Here is a 14854-nt window from a genome sequence, read left to right on the forward strand (position 1 = left end):
TCAGGGCGCGGGTGTGGTTCCCGAGGTGACGCGGTAGAAGGTGTCGCCGTGGCGGAGCAGGACCGTGCCGTCGCGGGTGCCGGGTTTGGCCACGGCCTGCCAGCCCGCGCGGCCGGTGCCCCAGGTGGTGCCGGTGATGATGATGTCCCGCCTGGGCAGGCCGGTGGTGCCGCCGCCGACGACAGCGCCGGTGGCGTCGATGACGAGGACGCATTCCGCCTGTTCACCGTTGATCATGGCCCAGCCGCCGATCTCGGTGTCGCCGGTGACGCCGTTGGGGGTTTCCATGTGGCCCACGGTGTTGGTTCCCGCCGAGGGAGGGGGGAGATCGCGGACGGCGGCCAGGTCGACGCGGTCGCCGAGTTCGGGACCGCCGCAGCCGAGGGTGAAGTCGTCGGTGAAGGGGTAGACGCGCAGGGCGCGCAGGACGTCGAGGCGGTCGGGGTAGCCGTAGTTCCTGCTGATCATGTAGGGGGCGTTCAGGCGCATGGCGACGGCGAGGATGGGGGTGTGGGGGTACTGGCGCCGGGTTTCGGCGGCGTTGCCGGTGCCGATGCCGTAGCTGGCCAGGGCGACGGCCAGGGTGATGGGGATGGCGTGGGCGCGGGCGAGCCGGGGGCCGCGGCTGAGGGCGAGGACGACGACGGCGGCGGTGAACAGCAGGGACAGGGCGGCGTAGCGGTGGGCGAGCCCTTCGGCAGCGCCGTAGCCGCCGCGGCTGACGCCGATCATGGTCGCGGCGAGGGCGGTGTGGGCGGCGAGACCCGCCCATCCGGCGTCGTGGGCGCGGGTGGGCTCGGCGGGGCGGAGCCGCTCGCCGATTAGGGTGGCGGCGAGGGCGGCCAGGACGGCGGTGGTGAGGGCGCCGGTGAGGACGGCGAGGTCGAGGGAGTCGCTGGACCAGGTCTTGCCGAGGGTGGCCAGGGTGGTGGCGAGCAGGGTGTCGGCGCCGATGATGTCGGGTTTCTGGGGACCCGCGCCGCCGGGGGCGAGCAGCCAGAGCGTGACGGTGACCGCGCCCGCGACCGTGGGGACGAGCAGACGCCATCGGGGGTCGCGGCGGAGCCAGGCGACGAGGACGAGGGCGGCCCAGACGGGCAGCCCGGTTCCGTGGCCTAGGCAGGCCAGCGCCCCGAAGGCCAGGGCGGGGAGGGTTCTGCCGTGATGGGCGAAGGCGATGGCGACGACCGCGGGGGTGAGGCCGAGCAGCCACCAGGCGCCCATCATGCCGATGCCGAAGTAGGTGATCGCGGCGGAGGAGAACACCAGAGCGGACAGACAGGCGAGGATCGCCACCCTGGTGCGGCCGGTGAAGCGGGTGCCGAGCATGGCGGCCATCGCGGCGAGAGTGGCCAGCGACAGCAGCACGGTGAACAGGCCCAGGGCCTGGTTGGAGCCCGCGAAGAGTTTCGCGTCGAGCCAGTAGACGACGCTGACCAACTCCATGGGCTGGCCCTGGACGAGGGTGGTGGTCTTGGCGATGTCGAAGGTCCCGTCCGGGCGGGTGGTCATGCCCAGGACAAGCCAGAAGTCGTTGAAGTTCAACCGCGGCGACCGCAGCACCTCGGCGACGGCCAACAGGACCGGCACGCACCCCACCGCCCACAGCGACCCCAGCACCGCTCGCTCCCGCCACACCGTGCTCCCGGCGGTGCGCTGATCGGTCGTCATAGGGCCTCCGGGTCCGTCCGCGGCGTCTGAGAGCAGGCGGACACGCCTCTCACGGACAGGGAATCGACGCCACCGCCGCGGTTGTGACAAGACTGGGAGGAAGAACATAGCCGGCGGACCGCGCGGTCGCCGGTCGTTCCCCACCGCCCCGGTCGTGCGTCGCGGGTTCGAGGGGTGGCTCTACTCTTCTCCGACATGGCATCCCTCACCACCGAGCAGCCCACAGTGCACGAGGCCCCCGCCAAGGTCTCTCGGTTCGCCGCTCGCCCCGCCCTGTGGGCCGCCGGGATCGGCGGCGCGCTGGGCCTGGCCATGTTCGCCCTCGCCTACCTGGGGATGGCCGACGACGCCTACATCACCCTGTCCTACGCGCGGAACCTCGCCTTCCACGGCGAGTGGGCCATCACGCCAGGTGTGCCGTCGAACACCGCGACCTCGCCGCTGTTCGTGCTGGTCCTCAGCGCGGTGACGGCCATCACGCGCGCGCCGGTGATCGCTCTCGGCCTGGTGACCGCGGGCTGCCTCGCGGCCACCGCCGCGTCGCTGACCGCGACCGCGCGCCGCTGCGGGTGGTCCTGGCTGGCCGGGCCCATCGCCGCGGTGCTGCTGGCCGTGTCCCCGGTCATGGTGTCCACGCTGGGGCTGGAGTCGTTCCTGCTCATCGCCCTGCTCGCCGAGCTGCTGCGCGCGGTGGTGTGCCTGCGGCCGGTGTGGGTGGGCGTGTTCTGCGGGCTGGTGGTCCTGGCCCGACCGGACGCGGCGGTGTTCGCCGTCGCCGCCGCCATCGCCCTGCTGGTGGCCAGCCGGAAGCAGATCCCGCTGGCGCGGGCGCTGCTGGTGCCCCCCGCCGTCGCCGCCGCGGTGGCGGCCCCCTGGGCGATCGCCTCCATCCTGATGTTCGCGACCCCCATTCCGGACACCCTGGTGTGGAAGACCGCGCAGAAGCAGGGCCTGGGCGGCAGCTACTACGGCGACGCGGTGCCGCTGTTCCTCAACCACTGGCCCACCGCGACCGCGCTGTCCGTCGCCCTGGTCGTCCTCGGCGCGACCGCCCTCGTCGGCTGGCTCGTCCGCGCCCCCCGCCACCCGGTGACCATCCTCATCGGCGGCGGCGCCGTGGTCCACATGCTCCTCATGTCGGCGATGGTTGTGCCCCCGTTCGTCTGGTACTACGCCCCCGTGACCGCTGGCGCGGTATTCCTACTGGCGATGGGCGCCGCCGCCATGATCGCCCGGAGCCGAGAAACCGGCTGGCTCGCCGTCGCGCCCCTCGCCGCCCTCACCGTGCTGTGCGTGTCCTACCTCAGCGACCACGACTTCGCCACGGCCGCCAACCCGTTCCACAACAACTACGCGACCCCCGTCCAATACGCCGAACTGGCCGAACGCGTCCCCACTGGCGCGGTATTGCAAACCAGCCACGGCGAAGTCGGCGCCCTCGCCTACTACTGCGACCGCCGCTGCACAGTGGTCGACCCCTTGTCCGACCGCGGCCGAATGACCCCCGTGATCGAGAAAGCCCTGGCCCAGCCCGGCAAGCGCGGCGCGGTGCTGCGACTGCTGTACGCCGGATGGGAACCGGTCGCCCCCGTCCCGGCACAGTGGCAGAGCATCGTCACCCCTGCTGGTGTGCCGGTGTGGTCTGGGTTTGGTGGTCCCGGCTACCTCGACATCGTGCCGCTCCCCTGATTCTGCGAAAGCGAAGGCTCCGGTTTCCCCGCTCTTGGTTCCCAGTGGTGGATTTTACTGGCCATGAGTGTTGATATATTCGGAACGAGAGGTGGCTGTGCCCGTATCCGCTGCCGATAGCGCTTTGGTCGACGTCTTGGATGTTGACTCGCCGACTAGGGCGCACTCTGTTCGATATCTCATCAGTTGTGCTGAACCGGATATTGACTCGAAGTTGATGACGGCTTTCGATCAATATTTCGAGAGGTCCGCGACGGCCTCCTCCGTCTACAGTCGGATACTGGCGGAACGCGATCCGGACCGAAGTCCACGGTATCTGTTCGACAAGTATCGTGTATCCGGGGACTCGCTGATTGCTCGGTGGCGTGAAAAGTTTTTAGTTCGACAATTGTTTCGACTTCCGTTCACCATAATCCATGGTGTCGTGCGCCTTCGTCAGGCCAAGCCTGTGCGGCACTATTCCATCGCTCTGGGAAGTCGACGTGCTGGTTTGCGGTATTCAGGGGTATTCGCATTGGGAGACACTGCGGACCTAGCTGCTCTGCCATGGTTAGTGCGTGCTTTGGATGATCGACACTGGCGGGTTCGCGGTATCGCGGCGGAGTCGGCGCGGCGCTTGGTGCGGGATACCAGGGTGGTTTCGGCGCAGGCTGCAGATTTGCGCGAGGCGCTGGTTCGTTGCCTGAAGGATGCGAAACTGGATGTAGTAAGTCGGGCTGCTTGGGCGCTCGGAAGCATGGGAGATTTCTCGCCTGTAGATGAGGAACTGCGTCGGACGAATCCCAGGTCCGATCGGATCGCAGTTTTTGAATCGGCTCTCCGGGATGAGATCCCGCCGCTTTCGCAAATATGGCCGGGTGACATCGGGGGTTAGAAGTTTCCTGATGTGATTACGATTTGCTTGGCGTAAGTGCGGTTAGGCCCGACTGGTGCCGGTAACAACACCAGTCCCGATGCCGATATGCGGTCGATGGGCGATCTCCGGGTGAAGGTCACGCGGTAGGGACCTTCACCGGCGGACAGATGACGCGGAAGAGGCCAGATCGCGCCGCTGGATGGCGGTTGGCTCCTGTGGAGGAACGCATGGCCAGGTGGCGGAAGCCGAGGACAGTGGACTGGGTTCTTTCCCTGGGCACGCTCGCGCTGGGCTTCGTCCTGAGCGTCACACAACCTCCCAAACCAGTCGGCCTCGCGATCTACGGCGGCTACGCCCTTGCTGGGATAGGGGTGTACTATCTGGTATCGCGGTGGCAACGGGGAAACGCCGCACCTGGCAGGGATGCGGTGACCGTGAATTGGCCGGCCTTGGCTTTCGACTTCGACCTCTTCCCCTACGTTATGCGTGACCAGAAATACCTCGTGGGAATAGCGGAAAGCCCGGAGACAGCGGACGAGCTGGTGGCCGTCTTCGATAGCGCGGGTGCCCGGCTCCGGGTTGAGTTCACCGGCGAGACCCCGAGTCTATTATCCGGTGACGGCGACTCCGAAGAGTTGCGGGAGATGGTGCGTCAAGCGGTCGCAAGGTATCCGAAAGAGTTCACCAAGGTGTTGCGGTGTACGGAGATTGATACACTTCCGCTCGCACACCTAGTTCGTCTCGTATGCGCCAGGATTAAATGGTAACCGAATCGCGTCACATTTGGTGGTGCCAAAGCGGCGAAACACCCTGAGTTCGCTCAAGGGGGTTCCCCCTTCTCTCATGGGCAACTTGTGAAGTTTCATATTTCCCCGAAGGGTTAACGGTCTATGATCAATGATTCGCTGGTCGCAGTGTCTTGATGCGGGGCAATGGAACCGGCGTCGCATTTGTTGTGGCGTCGGTTCCATTGGTCGCTTGACATCACGGGTCGCTGGCAGGGTCTGGGTTGGCTGCGGCGCGGCGAAGAAGGCCGGAAAGGTCGGGCTTCGATGGCTCTCCAAAATAGTTTGCGTCAGTACCGCCCGCCCGTAAGACTGGCAAGCACATCAAGGAGTGCGGTAAGTGGCAGTCGAGCTTCGAGTCTAGTGCGGGGAGCAAGGGCAAGATGACCACGAATTTTCATGTTCGGCATAGACGTTGGTGGTGATGATGAACGAAGGCCCGTTGCCCGCCCTGGCCAGTTTCGACCAGACTGTCGCTGAGGCATTCGACGGTGAACGGTCGGTGGGTTACCTCTGGGTCAAGGTCACCCAGGTGGGATCAGAGCTGGCGGTCACCATGACCCTGTCCCGGCGGACAGGTGACGCGAAGGAGCCCTGGGAAGACCTCGAAATGGACGATCCTGAGGGTAGCGACGCATACCCGGCTCTGCTCGCGGGGGAGGTCGATTGGTTCGGTCCTGTCCTGCGGCTGCGATGGCTGTCGCCTGGCGAAATCACCGAACTGATCGAGGAGCAGGGTTTTAGCGATCCTTGGGGGGCGCCGTCGACCGTCATCTCAGAGTTGCGCGATACATGGCGCCAGCTCAAAAAACGGTTCAATCGCAGCTGATTAGATTACGCGCCCTTGAGTAGCACCGGTGAAGGGCGCGTAATCGACCTATCGAACTGTGGAACAGTCTGGGTTGTCACGACTAGCGAATCTGTCGAGGGGACGTCGGTGTCGTCTGTCCGGTTGAAGTGCGTGCTTGTCTCGCTGAGCGCCCGCTCGCACTCGGTTTGGTGACCGACCATGGCGTGCGTTTCGTAGCGGCCGTGGCGGCTTGGTCGACGGGTCAGGTGAAGTCGACGGGGTGGGCGGCGTTCATCAGGCCGATCATTCCCGAGACCAGGCGCATCTGGTCGACGGTGCGGATGTCGGCTTCGACCAGGCGGGGGGAGCAGACCAGGATGGCGGCGGCCTGGGCGCGGGAGAGGGCTACGTTGAGGCGGTTGCGGGACAGGAGGAAGTCCAAGCCTCGGGGGAGGTCCACCGCTGACGACGATGTCATGGTCGTGATCACCACGGGGGCTTCTTGGCCTTGGAAGCGGTCCACGGTGCCGACTCGGATGCCGGGGTGGCCCGCGCGGTCCAGTTCTCTTGCCACCGTGCGGGTCTGGAGGTTGTACGGGGCCACGACGAGGATGTCTTCGTCGCCTAGGGGGCGGGACGTTCCTTGGTCGGTCCATGTGCGGCCGTGGAGAGCCTTGACGATCTCGGCAACGGCGGCGGCTTCTTCCACCGAGCGGGTGGTGTTGGCGTGGTGGTCTACCTCAGCCAGGTAGAGGCCGGAAGGGATGCCTTCGATGGCGCGATCGGCGGTGCTGGGATGGGCGTGCAGCAGGCCCGCGTAGGACAGTTGGGACACGGGGGCGCAGACGGCCGGGTGCATTCTTCGGGTTTGGTCGAGGAAGTAGCCCAGGTCCGCGGGGATGACGTCGGCGTCGCCGACCAGGTGGCCGAGTGCGGACGAGTCGCTGCCGGGTGGGTGGGTGCCTTGCACGACCTGCGGGAGTTGTTGGGGGTCGCCGAGGAGGACGAGGTTCTTGGCGGCGGTGGACACCGCTAGGGCGTCGGCTAGGGCGAACTGGCCTGCCTCATCGATGACGAGGACGTCGAACGGGTGGGTGCGTACCGACTTGTTGGCGAACGTCCACGCTGTGCCGCCGACTAGGTGGCCGGTGTCGTGTTCGGTCCGCCACTTGGCCAACTGGGGGTAGGACTTGGGCTGGTCCCAGGCGCTGTCGGGGTCGGGGACCTTGGCCTGCTTGGCGCAGGGGAGGTCCGGCGCCGACGACAAGGCGGCGGTCAGGACGTTCTCCACGGCCTTGTGGCTGGTGGAGGTGACGGCGACGGTTTTACCCGCCCGCACCAGGTGGGCGATCAGCTTTCCGGCCAGGTAAGTCTTGCCCGCGCCGGGTGGGCCTTGCACGGCCAACGTCGAGCCGTCGAGCGCGTCGACTGCCTCGATCACGGTGCGCACCAGGTCGTCGGTTGGCGCGGGCAGGGGGCCGCCGCCGCGGAGTCGCGGTGGTGAGCCGCGGAGCAGGTCGATTCCCGGGTGCTCGGGGAGAGCGGGCAGTCCGTCCACAACGGACTGGGCGAGGTCGGCGATGGCCTCGTCCTTGGGGGTCGGCCGCACCGGCTCGCCGGGGAGGACCGCCAGCGGTTGGTCGTCGGCGGTCTCGTCAGGCTTGCGGCTTTCCTCGACGGTGAGGTGGTCGGTCGACGCGGAGGTGACTACGGCGTTGTAATAGGCGTTCGCGTAGCGGAGCCGCACCTGGTCGCGGGGGGAGAACAGATGCGGTTGGTCGGCGGCGCAGGCGATGCGCAGCGTTCGCTTGGCGGTGCGTGCGCGGCCCGTGGGGGCGACCCAAGGTTCGGCGCGCACCGAAATCGGCACCACGCAAGCGGAGTCGGCTTCCAGCTCGGTCAGCGGCGCGGTGAGCTGGCGGAAGAAGTCCCACCACGCGGGGTTTGTCTCCCGCCGGTGATAGCCGACCGCGGCCGCGAGCAGCGCGCGGGCCCGCTCGTCCGGGCCGAAATCGGCCGGGTTGTCGGGAAGCCCGTCCAGCAGCGGGTCGACCAGCGCGGCCATGCGGGCGGCTCGTTCTGCTCTGCGCTCGGCGGCCAGGTCCTCTTCGGTCTGTCTTAACAGGACGTCCACATCGGACTCGGCGGCGGGCTCGGCAGGCTCGATGCCCGCCTCCGCGCGGATCTTGTGCAGGTACTCGAACAGGCGGAGCGTGGAAACGCAGTCGTACTCGTTGTAGTCGGCGACCTCGCGCAGCACGGCCGCGGCCTTCTCGGTGTCGCCGAGTTGGGTCAGGGTCAGGTAATCCTCGTACGCCTCGATGCTGGACACGGCGTTCTTGACCTCGCCCGCGCGGGCCGAGGGCATGTAGAGGGGTTCGAGGTCCTTGATGGAGTACGACCGCTGCGAAACTCGCAATGCTTTGCGCACCACGGCATAGAGGTCGACCAAGGCGCCGTCGCGCAGCAGGCTGTCGACGGCTTCCTCGCGGGTGCCGTGCACGGCGGCCAGCCGCTTGAGCGCGGTCACCTCGTACGGCGCGTAGTGGTAGACGCGCGCGCCGGGGTGTGCGGCGAGCCGGGCGGTCGCGAAGTCGACAAACCGCTCGAACGCGAGTTTCTCCTGGGCCCGCGAATGCGCCCAGAACGGGGTGAACCGCGGCCCGTCGTCAGCGGTGACCGCGCCGAACAGGTACTCGATCCCGGCGCCGTCGAGCGCGTACGGATCGCCTTCCATGTCGAAGAAAACGTCACCCGGGCTCGGCTGCGGCAGTTCCGCCAGCGCGGTCGGATCGATGATCTCGTACGCGACCTCGCCGGTGCGGTCCTGCCGCACCTGGATCGCGGCCTGCGCCCGCAGCGCCGCGAACGACCCCGCGGTCATGTCCCTGGGCCGATCGTCGGGGCCCGCCGCGGCCAGCGCGTCGATGGTCCCCAGCCCCGCATCGACCAGTTTGCGCCGCTGGCTCGCGCGCATACCCGCGACCAGGGACAGGTCCCGGTCGGTTTCCCGCCCGGACGCGCACTGCGCGGCGAACCCGCAACTCGCGCACGCTGGCCGCGGGTCGGCCCACAGCCGGTCGGGAAGCCTCGGTTCCCGTCGCAGGAGTCGCGCGCGCAACCGGTGCAGCAGCGGCAAAAACTCCGCCACCCGCAGCGTCCGGGTGCTGCCGTCGCCGAGCAGCAGGTGCATGTTCGGCCCCGCTGGCCACCCCGCACGCCGCAGCGCGTCGGCGTACGCGGCGACCTGGAGCACCGCGGCCGGGCGGGCGTGCCGGGCGAGTTTGGTGTCGTAGACCTCGTAGCGCCCCTCGGCGTCGCGCAGCAGGAAGTCGGCCCGGCCGCGGAACTCGCCGTCGTCAAAGGCGGCCTGGTAGATCACCGGGGCGCCGGAGCCCAGCGCCTCCTTGGTCGCCGCGACGGCGTCCGCGCCGAGATCGATCTCGATGACCGCGTGCCGCTCCTCGCGCAGCCGGGACAGGGTCGCCCGCTCGTGCGCCTGGCCGTGCTTCACCGCGAGCCGGTCGCCACCCCGCTCCGGCTGAGGCGCCCCGGGCAATCCGGCGGCGAACGCCTGATTCAGGACGCTGCGGTGCTCACATTCCAGCAGATCGGCGAGATCGGTCGGGGTGAACATCGCCCAGCAGTCTGGCAGGGGTGATCGGCGGCCCACGCCCCGACACGCCGAGAACCCCGAGGCCTTTATGCGCCCTCGCGCTGCGCCCTAATCCACAATGGGCAGGGCGCGGGCTTTCGCGCAGGCGTCGCGGCGAAGCTGGGACAGCACGGTGTAGTAGGGGTGATGGCGGTTCTGGTCGAGGTTCAGCGGCAGGTCAGTCGCGGCGATCGCCGCGGCCTCGACCGCGTGCGGGTCGGGGCAGGGCTGCCAGCACACCCGGGCGTGTGCGCCCATCCACTTGGACAGCTCTTCCTCGTCGTCATCGCCGAAAGTCATCCGTCTGCCGTCGCCGACTCGGCGTAGTTCCAAGCCCAGCAGGCAGCCCAAAGTCAGGCGCAGGGTCGAACCCGACGCGTTGCCCCGGAAATGCTGTCTCACCCGGACGCGTATTTGCCGCGGAGCGACGCCCACATACAGCAGGCGCCCCCGTCCAGGGACTCGTGCGGGGCCACGGTGAAATGCCAGCCGTAGACGCCGGGCACGGCGGGCACCGGCGACGGGCGGACATGGACATCGTCGCGCGTCCAGAGGCGCTCGGGTCGCTGTAATCGTGTGATGATGGCGCGCGCGTCGGGAGTGGTGCCGTTCATTGGCACAGTGTGCCCGCTGGGAGTGGCTTGGCCGCAACCTGAAAGTGTCATGGGCGGCGGCGGGTGATCGCCGAACGAGACAGGTGTTTTCCACACTATCGGGCGTGCCAACCTGGGAATTTTGCGCTGTGGCTATCGCTGGAGTCACCATCTAACAGCATGATAGTGACAAACGACAGCGCGCGCTGACTTCGAGAAGCTGCGGAATACCGTGGGGCGGGTCGATCCCCGGGAGGTGGCCGCGCTCTGGCCGCGGCTCCCGGTTGTTCGGGTGGAGGAGAACCTTGGGCTCTGGCGCGGCACGCCGGTGGAGACGGGGCACAAGCGGCTGGAGTATTTGCGGGAGATTTCCTGGTTCGGGAACACTTTGTGTCCGCTGTGGACGCGAAACCGCTGATCTGCCGCGCCGCGGACGGGTCGCTGCGGTCGGAGCCCGCGGACGGTGGGGAGGCCAGTCTGTGGATGGCCGCGTACCGGGGTGAGGTGACCGCGATGGTGTACTACCGGATGCCGCTGCTGGACCATTTCAAAGCCGCGGGACCGGACACAGTGCTCGGTGTCATGAACGGCAAGGACACGGATTTCGTGTTCGACAACGGGCACCACTTGTACTTCATCCTTGACCGGGCCTGAGTCGATCACGTGGCGGTGGACCCCTCGCCGCGGGTGGGGTGGGGGCTCGGGCATCCTGGGGCGCGGTGGAACCGCGGCGGGGCCTCGCACGTCGGAGGGGTGCTGCGGCGGCGGGTCGAGGAGAGGAAGGCGTCCATGGCGGGACGAGGTTCCGAGCCGACCGAGGAAGACGGGCCGCTGTTTCGCGAGGCTTATCGGCAGGCCGACGCGGTGGACCGGGCGGAGACTCCCGGCGACCGTCGCAAGGCGATGGCCGGGTTCGCCCCGCGGGCGCTGGTGGCGCTGGCCGAAGGGTTCCTGCGGGACGCGCTGAAAACCGGCGCCGTGGTGTTCTCGGTGATCGTCGCGGTGATGGCGGCGACGTCCGGTGACGCGGCGTGGGCCGCGGCGGGGATCGTGTCCGGTGTGGTCGGTGTCGGGCTGGTCGCGGTCGCGGTGATCCGGCACTGGTCGTTCGGCAGGCAGTGGGCCGTCATCGCCGTGGTGATCGCCGTTCAGGCGGTGTACATGGTTCTGTTCTGGAAGACGCACTGATTGGCGGCGCGATGACAGATGTGACGGTAGAGCTGAGTGACCTGCGGGGATGGGCCGCGCAAACCGGGCGCGGGTCAGCCGACCTCGGCGCGGCGCACGGGTACGCCAGCTCCAATATCGCCGACGCCGATTTCGGCGCGATCCTGGAGCTGATCACCGGCGACTACGCCGCGCTGCTGCCCAAGATGCACGGCATCCTCGAACGCGACAGCTCCGGCATGGGCCTGGAACAGCGCGCGCTCAGCGCGAGCGCGGACGCCTACCAGGAGGCCGACAAGCAGGGCCGTGACCGGTTCGTCGAGCTCGGCGGCTCCGGCGCGCTGCACGCCTCCGACGACGGCGTGGCCAACGGCTTCGAGGACGGCGTCACCGCGCAGACGAAGCTGACCGCGCCGAGCACGGCCAACATCACGCTGCCCGAGGTGTCGTTCGGGTGGATTCTCGACAAGGTGTGCGAGCTGGTCATCTGGGTCGGCGGCCCGGACCCGCGCGAGTACGTCACCAAGTGGATCGCGGGTGACGTCAACAAGGCCTCCATGCAGGCGATCGCGTGGGAGTGCGTCGCCGCCTGCGTCGAGGCCGTCGAGGCGAACCTCAAAAAGGGCGGCGCGGCGATCGCCGGGACCTGGATGGGCCCGGCGGCCTCGGCGTCCGCGGCGCAGATGGGCAAGTGGAGCACCTGCCTGGTCGATCAGGCCGCCAAGATGCGGCAGATGTCCGCGCACCTGAAATCCATGGTCGACCAGGCCGTCAAGATGGCCCAGGTCGTGGTCGACATCATCAAGACCGTGATCGACGTCGTCTCCGCGGGACTGAGCAACGCGGCGATTCCGTTCTACGGGCAGTGGAAGCTGATCAACTCGGTCAAGCAGGCCATCACGATGATCAATAACGCGCGCAAGGTCATCACGGTGTTCTGGGACGTGCTCAAGCTCGTGGTCGACACAATCAAGATGTGCGCGTCCGCGTTCAGCGCCGAGTCGCTGCCGCCCGCCCCGGCCACCGCGCCCGCGCCGACCCCGGCGGGAGTGGGCGGATGATGCCCGGCGCCGAGGACCGCATCCAGGCGGCCATAGCCGAACTCGACACGGTGATCGGCCGGGCCCAGGAGGACCTCTACCGGTTCCAGCGGGCCAACGAGCCGACCCGAGAGGAACTGCAAGCCCTGCAGGACGCGGCGCGGCGCGGCGAACTCGGCGACGACATGCGCGAACTCGCGCGGCGGGTGGAGACCGGCCAGGACTCCTGGCGGGCGATCTTCTCGGGCGAGTCGCCCAACGCGAACCTGCTGCGCGGCCACCTCGAACGGATGGCGGAGGAGAACCGGGAGGCGATCGCCACCGCCGTCGCCGAGGACGAGTCGTTCGACCCGTTCGCGCCCAGCCCCGACCTCTGACCTGCCGCTACTCGCAGCCGGTGCCGTCCTTGTCGTGGTCGAGGCCGTAGACGTCGCTGCCGATGACACGGACAGGGCCTGCCACGTAGGCCGGGCCGTTGCCGGTGCCGCCCGCGCAGTCGACGTCGCTGGCGACGGGGACGCAGCCGCTGTAGTTGGGGTCGCACTTGGACTGCGGCGCGGGCTCGGCCGCGGGCGGCGGTGGGGCCTGGGTGGCGGGCTTCGTGGTGGTGGCGGGCTTGCGGGTGGTCGTCTTCGGCGCGGTGGTCAGCGGGACCGCGGGCTCGGGGGCCACCGTCTCGGTCGTCGTCGGAGCCGGGGTGGTGGTCGTGGGAGCCTGAGTTGTCGTGGCCTGGGTCGTGGTGGCCCGGGTGGTCGTGGTCGGCTGGGCGGCGGTGGTCGTGGTGGCGCGGATCTCGCCCGCGGTGGGAGCGGGGGAGTCGTCGCCGTTGGCGATGGCGGCGATCAGCGCCACGGCGATCACCGCGGCGGCGATCCAGGCGGGACGCGACGAGCGGCGACGGCGCTGCTCCGGAACGGCGGGCAGGGGCGTCGCGGCATACGGCGGCACGGATGCCCCGGCGGGCTGGGCCTGCGGCGTCGGTGGTGGCGTGGCGATGACGCGGGTGGCGGCGGGCGGCACGGCGGTCCCGGGACTGGCCGGGGGCGGCACGACGATGGTCTGGTCGGCGTCGCGGGGCAGGCGGAGGGTGAGTTCGATGCCCTTGGGCCCGGACTGGATGGTCGCCGCGCAGCCCGGCCTGCCGCCCGCGTCCGTGACCTGGGCGACGAGGGCGCCGTAGCGCTGCGACATCAGGTGGGTCAGCTCGCCGACGCGGTGGCCGTCGAGGCGCACCTCGATGGCGGGCTTGCCGCGGTGCTTGCCCGAGCCCACGGTGCACCAGCCCAGCTCCACGACCACCGGCCGCTGCGCTCCCGGGGCGACGGGGTAGCGGGCCAAGGTGGACTGGTGGTGTTCCTCGCGGGTGACCGCGACGGTCACCTCGGCCTCCAGCATGACCAGATCGGCCGACGGGTTCTCCACCATGTCGCACTCCAGACGCTCGACGGATACCCCAGTGCATCGGCGAATCGGCGGAGGCGTTACCGGCAGGTGAAATCGGACCGTCCCAGGTGGCTGTCCGGTGTGGCTTTACCGGGAGCCGGAGCGTTGATAGCGCAGCAGGACGACTCCGCTGCCAAAGGCTCGCGTCTCAACCAGGTCGAGGTTGGTCATGGCGTCCGTCTCGGTGAAAAGACGGCGGCCGCGGCCAAGGAGGACCGGGTGGACATAAAGCCGGTACTCATCGATCAAATCGAGGTCGCGGAACGTGGCGGCGAGATTGGCGCCGCCCAGCGCGAGGTCGCCGCCCGATTGGGCCCGCAGCGCCCGGATCTCCTCGGCGACCACCTCGTGTTTGACGGTCGTGTTCCACTCCGCTTGCCGAAGGGTCCTAGAGAAGACGATTTTGGGCATTTCCCGCCAGATCTCGGCGAACTCGGCCTCGACCTCGCCGCAGGCGGGGTCGGCGTCGGCCGTGGGCCAGAAATCGGCCATCAGCTCATAGGTGACGCGGCCGTCGAGAAACGCGTTCGCGGTCTTGAGGTAATCGTTGAAATGCCGGTGCAGTTCGTCATCGACCAGGTGCCAGTCGATTTCCCGGTTCGGTCCCTCGAAGAAGCCGTCGGCGGACACCGACATCGCCAGGACGATCTTCCCCATCGCGGTCCTCGTCTCACTCGTCGGAGAAGGCGTGCGTCTCCCGGACGAAGGTGTGCTGGGACAGGCCCACCAGGCGGCGCGCGGGCCAGAGGTCGTCCCGCTCGTTGACGCTGAGCTTGCCGTCGCGGCGCAGCAGCCAGATGACCTCGTTCTGGAAGTGCAGGACCGCGTCGCCGGGCACGCGGGCGAGCAGGCCGGAGACCAAGCGGACCATGTCGTCCTGCTGGTGGTCCATGCCGGTCATCTTGTCCAGCCGGAAACTGGCCCACACCGTGGGGGTGAAGCCCAAGTCGGTGATCACCGGGTCCCACGGGCGGGGGTTGCTCGCCATCACCCGGACCCACAGACCCGAGGCGATCACCGTGCCGTCCAGCAGGGCGTCCTCGGTGCTCGACGCGTCGAGCAGCCCGAGCTCTCGCGCGGCGGAGTACAGCGCCTGGGCGACCTGGTCGGCGGGCGCCGGGGTCGCCATCTCAAGGCTGTAGGCGATGGCCATGGGGTTGTCCTC

16 protein-coding genes are annotated in these 14854 nt (G+C 68.6%); 9 read left to right on the forward strand and 7 right to left on the reverse strand.

Translation table 11 applies throughout. The features are described 5' to 3' along the window. Positions 1 to 1671: a hypothetical protein gene (locus ACZ6SD_RS21230; protein WP_465318689.1), complete on the reverse strand. Its 1671-nt coding sequence runs from the start codon at positions 1669 to 1671 to the stop codon at positions 1 to 3. Positions 1672 to 1866: 195 nt separating this feature from the next. Here ACZ6SD_RS21230 and ACZ6SD_RS21235 point away from each other — a divergent pair, with 195 nt between their 5' ends. The 4 genes from ACZ6SD_RS21235 (at position 1867) to ACZ6SD_RS21250 (ending at position 5830) form a co-directional block, all read left to right on the forward strand. Beyond that, positions 1867 to 3360: a hypothetical protein gene (locus ACZ6SD_RS21235; protein ID WP_465318690.1), complete on the forward strand. Its 1494-nt coding sequence runs from the start codon at positions 1867 to 1869 to the stop codon at positions 3358 to 3360. Positions 3361 to 3577: 217 nt separating this feature from the next. Next, positions 3578 to 4234 carry a HEAT repeat domain-containing protein gene (locus ACZ6SD_RS21240; RefSeq protein ID WP_465318691.1) on the forward strand — a complete coding sequence of 219 codons (657 nt, stop codon included), beginning with the start codon at positions 3578 to 3580 and terminating at the stop codon, positions 4232 to 4234. A 209-nt stretch (positions 4235 to 4443) separates the two neighbouring features. Then, the gene (locus ACZ6SD_RS21245; RefSeq protein WP_465318692.1) at positions 4444 to 4983 is read left to right on the forward strand and encodes a hypothetical protein; all 540 of its coding nucleotides are present in this window, start codon (positions 4444 to 4446) and stop codon (positions 4981 to 4983) included. A gap of 442 nt (positions 4984 to 5425) precedes the next feature. After that, positions 5426 to 5830 (forward strand): hypothetical protein, encoded by a 405-nt coding sequence (locus ACZ6SD_RS21250; RefSeq protein WP_465318693.1) that lies wholly within the window; start codon positions 5426 to 5428, stop codon positions 5828 to 5830. A gap of 223 nt (positions 5831 to 6053) precedes the next feature. On the opposite strand, the gene ACZ6SD_RS21255 is transcribed toward ACZ6SD_RS21250, so the two are convergent. From ACZ6SD_RS21255 to ACZ6SD_RS21265, 3 genes are all read right to left on the reverse strand, one after another. Further along, on the reverse strand, positions 6054 to 9428 hold the full coding sequence (locus tag ACZ6SD_RS21255; protein ID WP_465318694.1) for a TM0106 family RecB-like putative nuclease: 3375 nt from the start codon (positions 9426 to 9428) through the stop codon (positions 6054 to 6056). Positions 9429 to 9515: 87 nt separating this feature from the next. Next, entirely contained in the window at positions 9516 to 9848 is a 333-nt protein-coding gene (locus ACZ6SD_RS21260) for a GIY-YIG nuclease family protein (protein ID WP_465318695.1), read from the reverse strand. Continuing rightward, positions 9845 to 10060: a hypothetical protein gene (locus tag ACZ6SD_RS21265; protein WP_465318696.1), complete on the reverse strand. Its 216-nt coding sequence runs from the start codon at positions 10058 to 10060 to the stop codon at positions 9845 to 9847. The genes ACZ6SD_RS21260 and ACZ6SD_RS21265 overlap by 4 nt, the downstream gene beginning before the upstream one ends. Before the next feature lie 235 nt (positions 10061 to 10295). On the opposite strand from ACZ6SD_RS21265, the gene ACZ6SD_RS21270 reads away from it, so the two are divergent. The 5 genes from ACZ6SD_RS21270 to ACZ6SD_RS21290 all read left to right on the forward strand — a co-directional run bounded on the left by ACZ6SD_RS21270 (position 10296) and on the right by ACZ6SD_RS21290 (position 12623). Then, the gene (locus ACZ6SD_RS21270; protein WP_465318752.1) at positions 10296 to 10457 is read left to right on the forward strand and encodes a GXWXG domain-containing protein; all 162 of its coding nucleotides are present in this window, start codon (positions 10296 to 10298) and stop codon (positions 10455 to 10457) included. After that, on the forward strand, positions 10430 to 10693 hold the full coding sequence (locus ACZ6SD_RS21275) for a DUF4334 domain-containing protein (protein WP_465318697.1): 264 nt from the start codon (positions 10430 to 10432) through the stop codon (positions 10691 to 10693). The genes ACZ6SD_RS21270 and ACZ6SD_RS21275 overlap by 28 nt, the downstream gene beginning before the upstream one ends. Positions 10694 to 10828: 135 nt before the next feature. Further along, positions 10829 to 11227 carry a hypothetical protein gene (locus tag ACZ6SD_RS21280; RefSeq protein WP_465318698.1) on the forward strand — a complete coding sequence of 133 codons (399 nt, stop codon included), beginning with the start codon at positions 10829 to 10831 and terminating at the stop codon, positions 11225 to 11227. 20 nt (positions 11228 to 11247) lie between these two features. Beyond that, complete coding sequence (locus ACZ6SD_RS21285; protein ID WP_465318699.1) at positions 11248 to 12267, forward strand: hypothetical protein; 1020 nt, start codon at positions 11248 to 11250, stop codon at positions 12265 to 12267. Next, positions 12264 to 12623, forward strand: coding sequence for a hypothetical protein (locus tag ACZ6SD_RS21290; protein WP_465318700.1), 360 nt, complete (start codon positions 12264 to 12266; stop codon positions 12621 to 12623). Before ACZ6SD_RS21285 ends, ACZ6SD_RS21290 begins: the two co-directional genes overlap by 4 nt. A 7-nt stretch (positions 12624 to 12630) precedes the next feature. Here the strand turns inward: ACZ6SD_RS21290 and ACZ6SD_RS21295 are convergent, their stop codons facing one another. The 3 genes from ACZ6SD_RS21295 to ACZ6SD_RS21305 all read right to left on the reverse strand — a co-directional run bounded on the left by ACZ6SD_RS21295 (position 12631) and on the right by ACZ6SD_RS21305 (position 14842). Next, positions 12631 to 13671, reverse strand: coding sequence for a ubiquitin family protein (locus ACZ6SD_RS21295; RefSeq protein WP_465318701.1), 1041 nt, complete (start codon positions 13669 to 13671; stop codon positions 12631 to 12633). A 105-nt stretch (positions 13672 to 13776) separates the two neighbouring features. After that, positions 13777 to 14346 (reverse strand): dihydrofolate reductase family protein, encoded by a 570-nt coding sequence (locus ACZ6SD_RS21300; protein ID WP_465318702.1) that lies wholly within the window; start codon positions 14344 to 14346, stop codon positions 13777 to 13779. Between the two features lie 13 nt (positions 14347 to 14359). Further along, positions 14360 to 14842 (reverse strand): SitI3 family protein, encoded by a 483-nt coding sequence (locus ACZ6SD_RS21305; protein WP_465318703.1) that lies wholly within the window; start codon positions 14840 to 14842, stop codon positions 14360 to 14362. Positions 14843 to 14854 lie beyond the last annotated feature (12 nt).

This window comes from Actinokineospora sp. NPDC051303, from assembly GCF_055586285.1.

What these genes read in the sequence shown, in the direction of transcription:
- ACZ6SD_RS21245 (WP_465318692.1), top strand. Translation starts at nt 4,444, where the DNA reads ATGGCCAGGTGGCGGAAGCCGAGGACAGTGGACTGGGTTCTTTCCCTG.
- ACZ6SD_RS21300 (WP_465318702.1), bottom strand. Translation starts at nt 14,346, where the DNA reads ATGGGGAAGATCGTCCTGGCGATGTCGGTGTCCGCCGACGGCTTCTTC.
- ACZ6SD_RS21230 (WP_465318689.1), bottom strand. Translation starts at nt 1,671, where the DNA reads ATGACGACCGATCAGCGCACCGCCGGGAGCACGGTGTGGCGGGAGCGA.
- ACZ6SD_RS21290 (WP_465318700.1), top strand. Translation starts at nt 12,264, where the DNA reads ATGATGCCCGGCGCCGAGGACCGCATCCAGGCGGCCATAGCCGAACTC.
- ACZ6SD_RS21295 (WP_465318701.1), bottom strand. Translation starts at nt 13,671, where the DNA reads ATGGTGGAGAACCCGTCGGCCGATCTGGTCATGCTGGAGGCCGAGGTG.
- ACZ6SD_RS21280 (WP_465318698.1), top strand. Translation starts at nt 10,829, where the DNA reads ATGGCGGGACGAGGTTCCGAGCCGACCGAGGAAGACGGGCCGCTGTTT.
- ACZ6SD_RS21250 (WP_465318693.1), top strand. Translation starts at nt 5,426, where the DNA reads ATGATGAACGAAGGCCCGTTGCCCGCCCTGGCCAGTTTCGACCAGACT.
- ACZ6SD_RS21305 (WP_465318703.1), bottom strand. Translation starts at nt 14,842, where the DNA reads ATGGCCATCGCCTACAGCCTTGAGATGGCGACCCCGGCGCCCGCCGAC.
- ACZ6SD_RS21235 (WP_465318690.1), top strand. Translation starts at nt 1,867, where the DNA reads ATGGCATCCCTCACCACCGAGCAGCCCACAGTGCACGAGGCCCCCGCC.
- ACZ6SD_RS21240 (WP_465318691.1), top strand. Translation starts at nt 3,578, where the DNA reads ATGACGGCTTTCGATCAATATTTCGAGAGGTCCGCGACGGCCTCCTCC.
- ACZ6SD_RS21265 (WP_465318696.1), bottom strand. Translation starts at nt 10,060, where the DNA reads ATGAACGGCACCACTCCCGACGCGCGCGCCATCATCACACGATTACAG.
- ACZ6SD_RS21255 (WP_465318694.1), bottom strand. Translation starts at nt 9,428, where the DNA reads ATGTTCACCCCGACCGATCTCGCCGATCTGCTGGAATGTGAGCACCGC.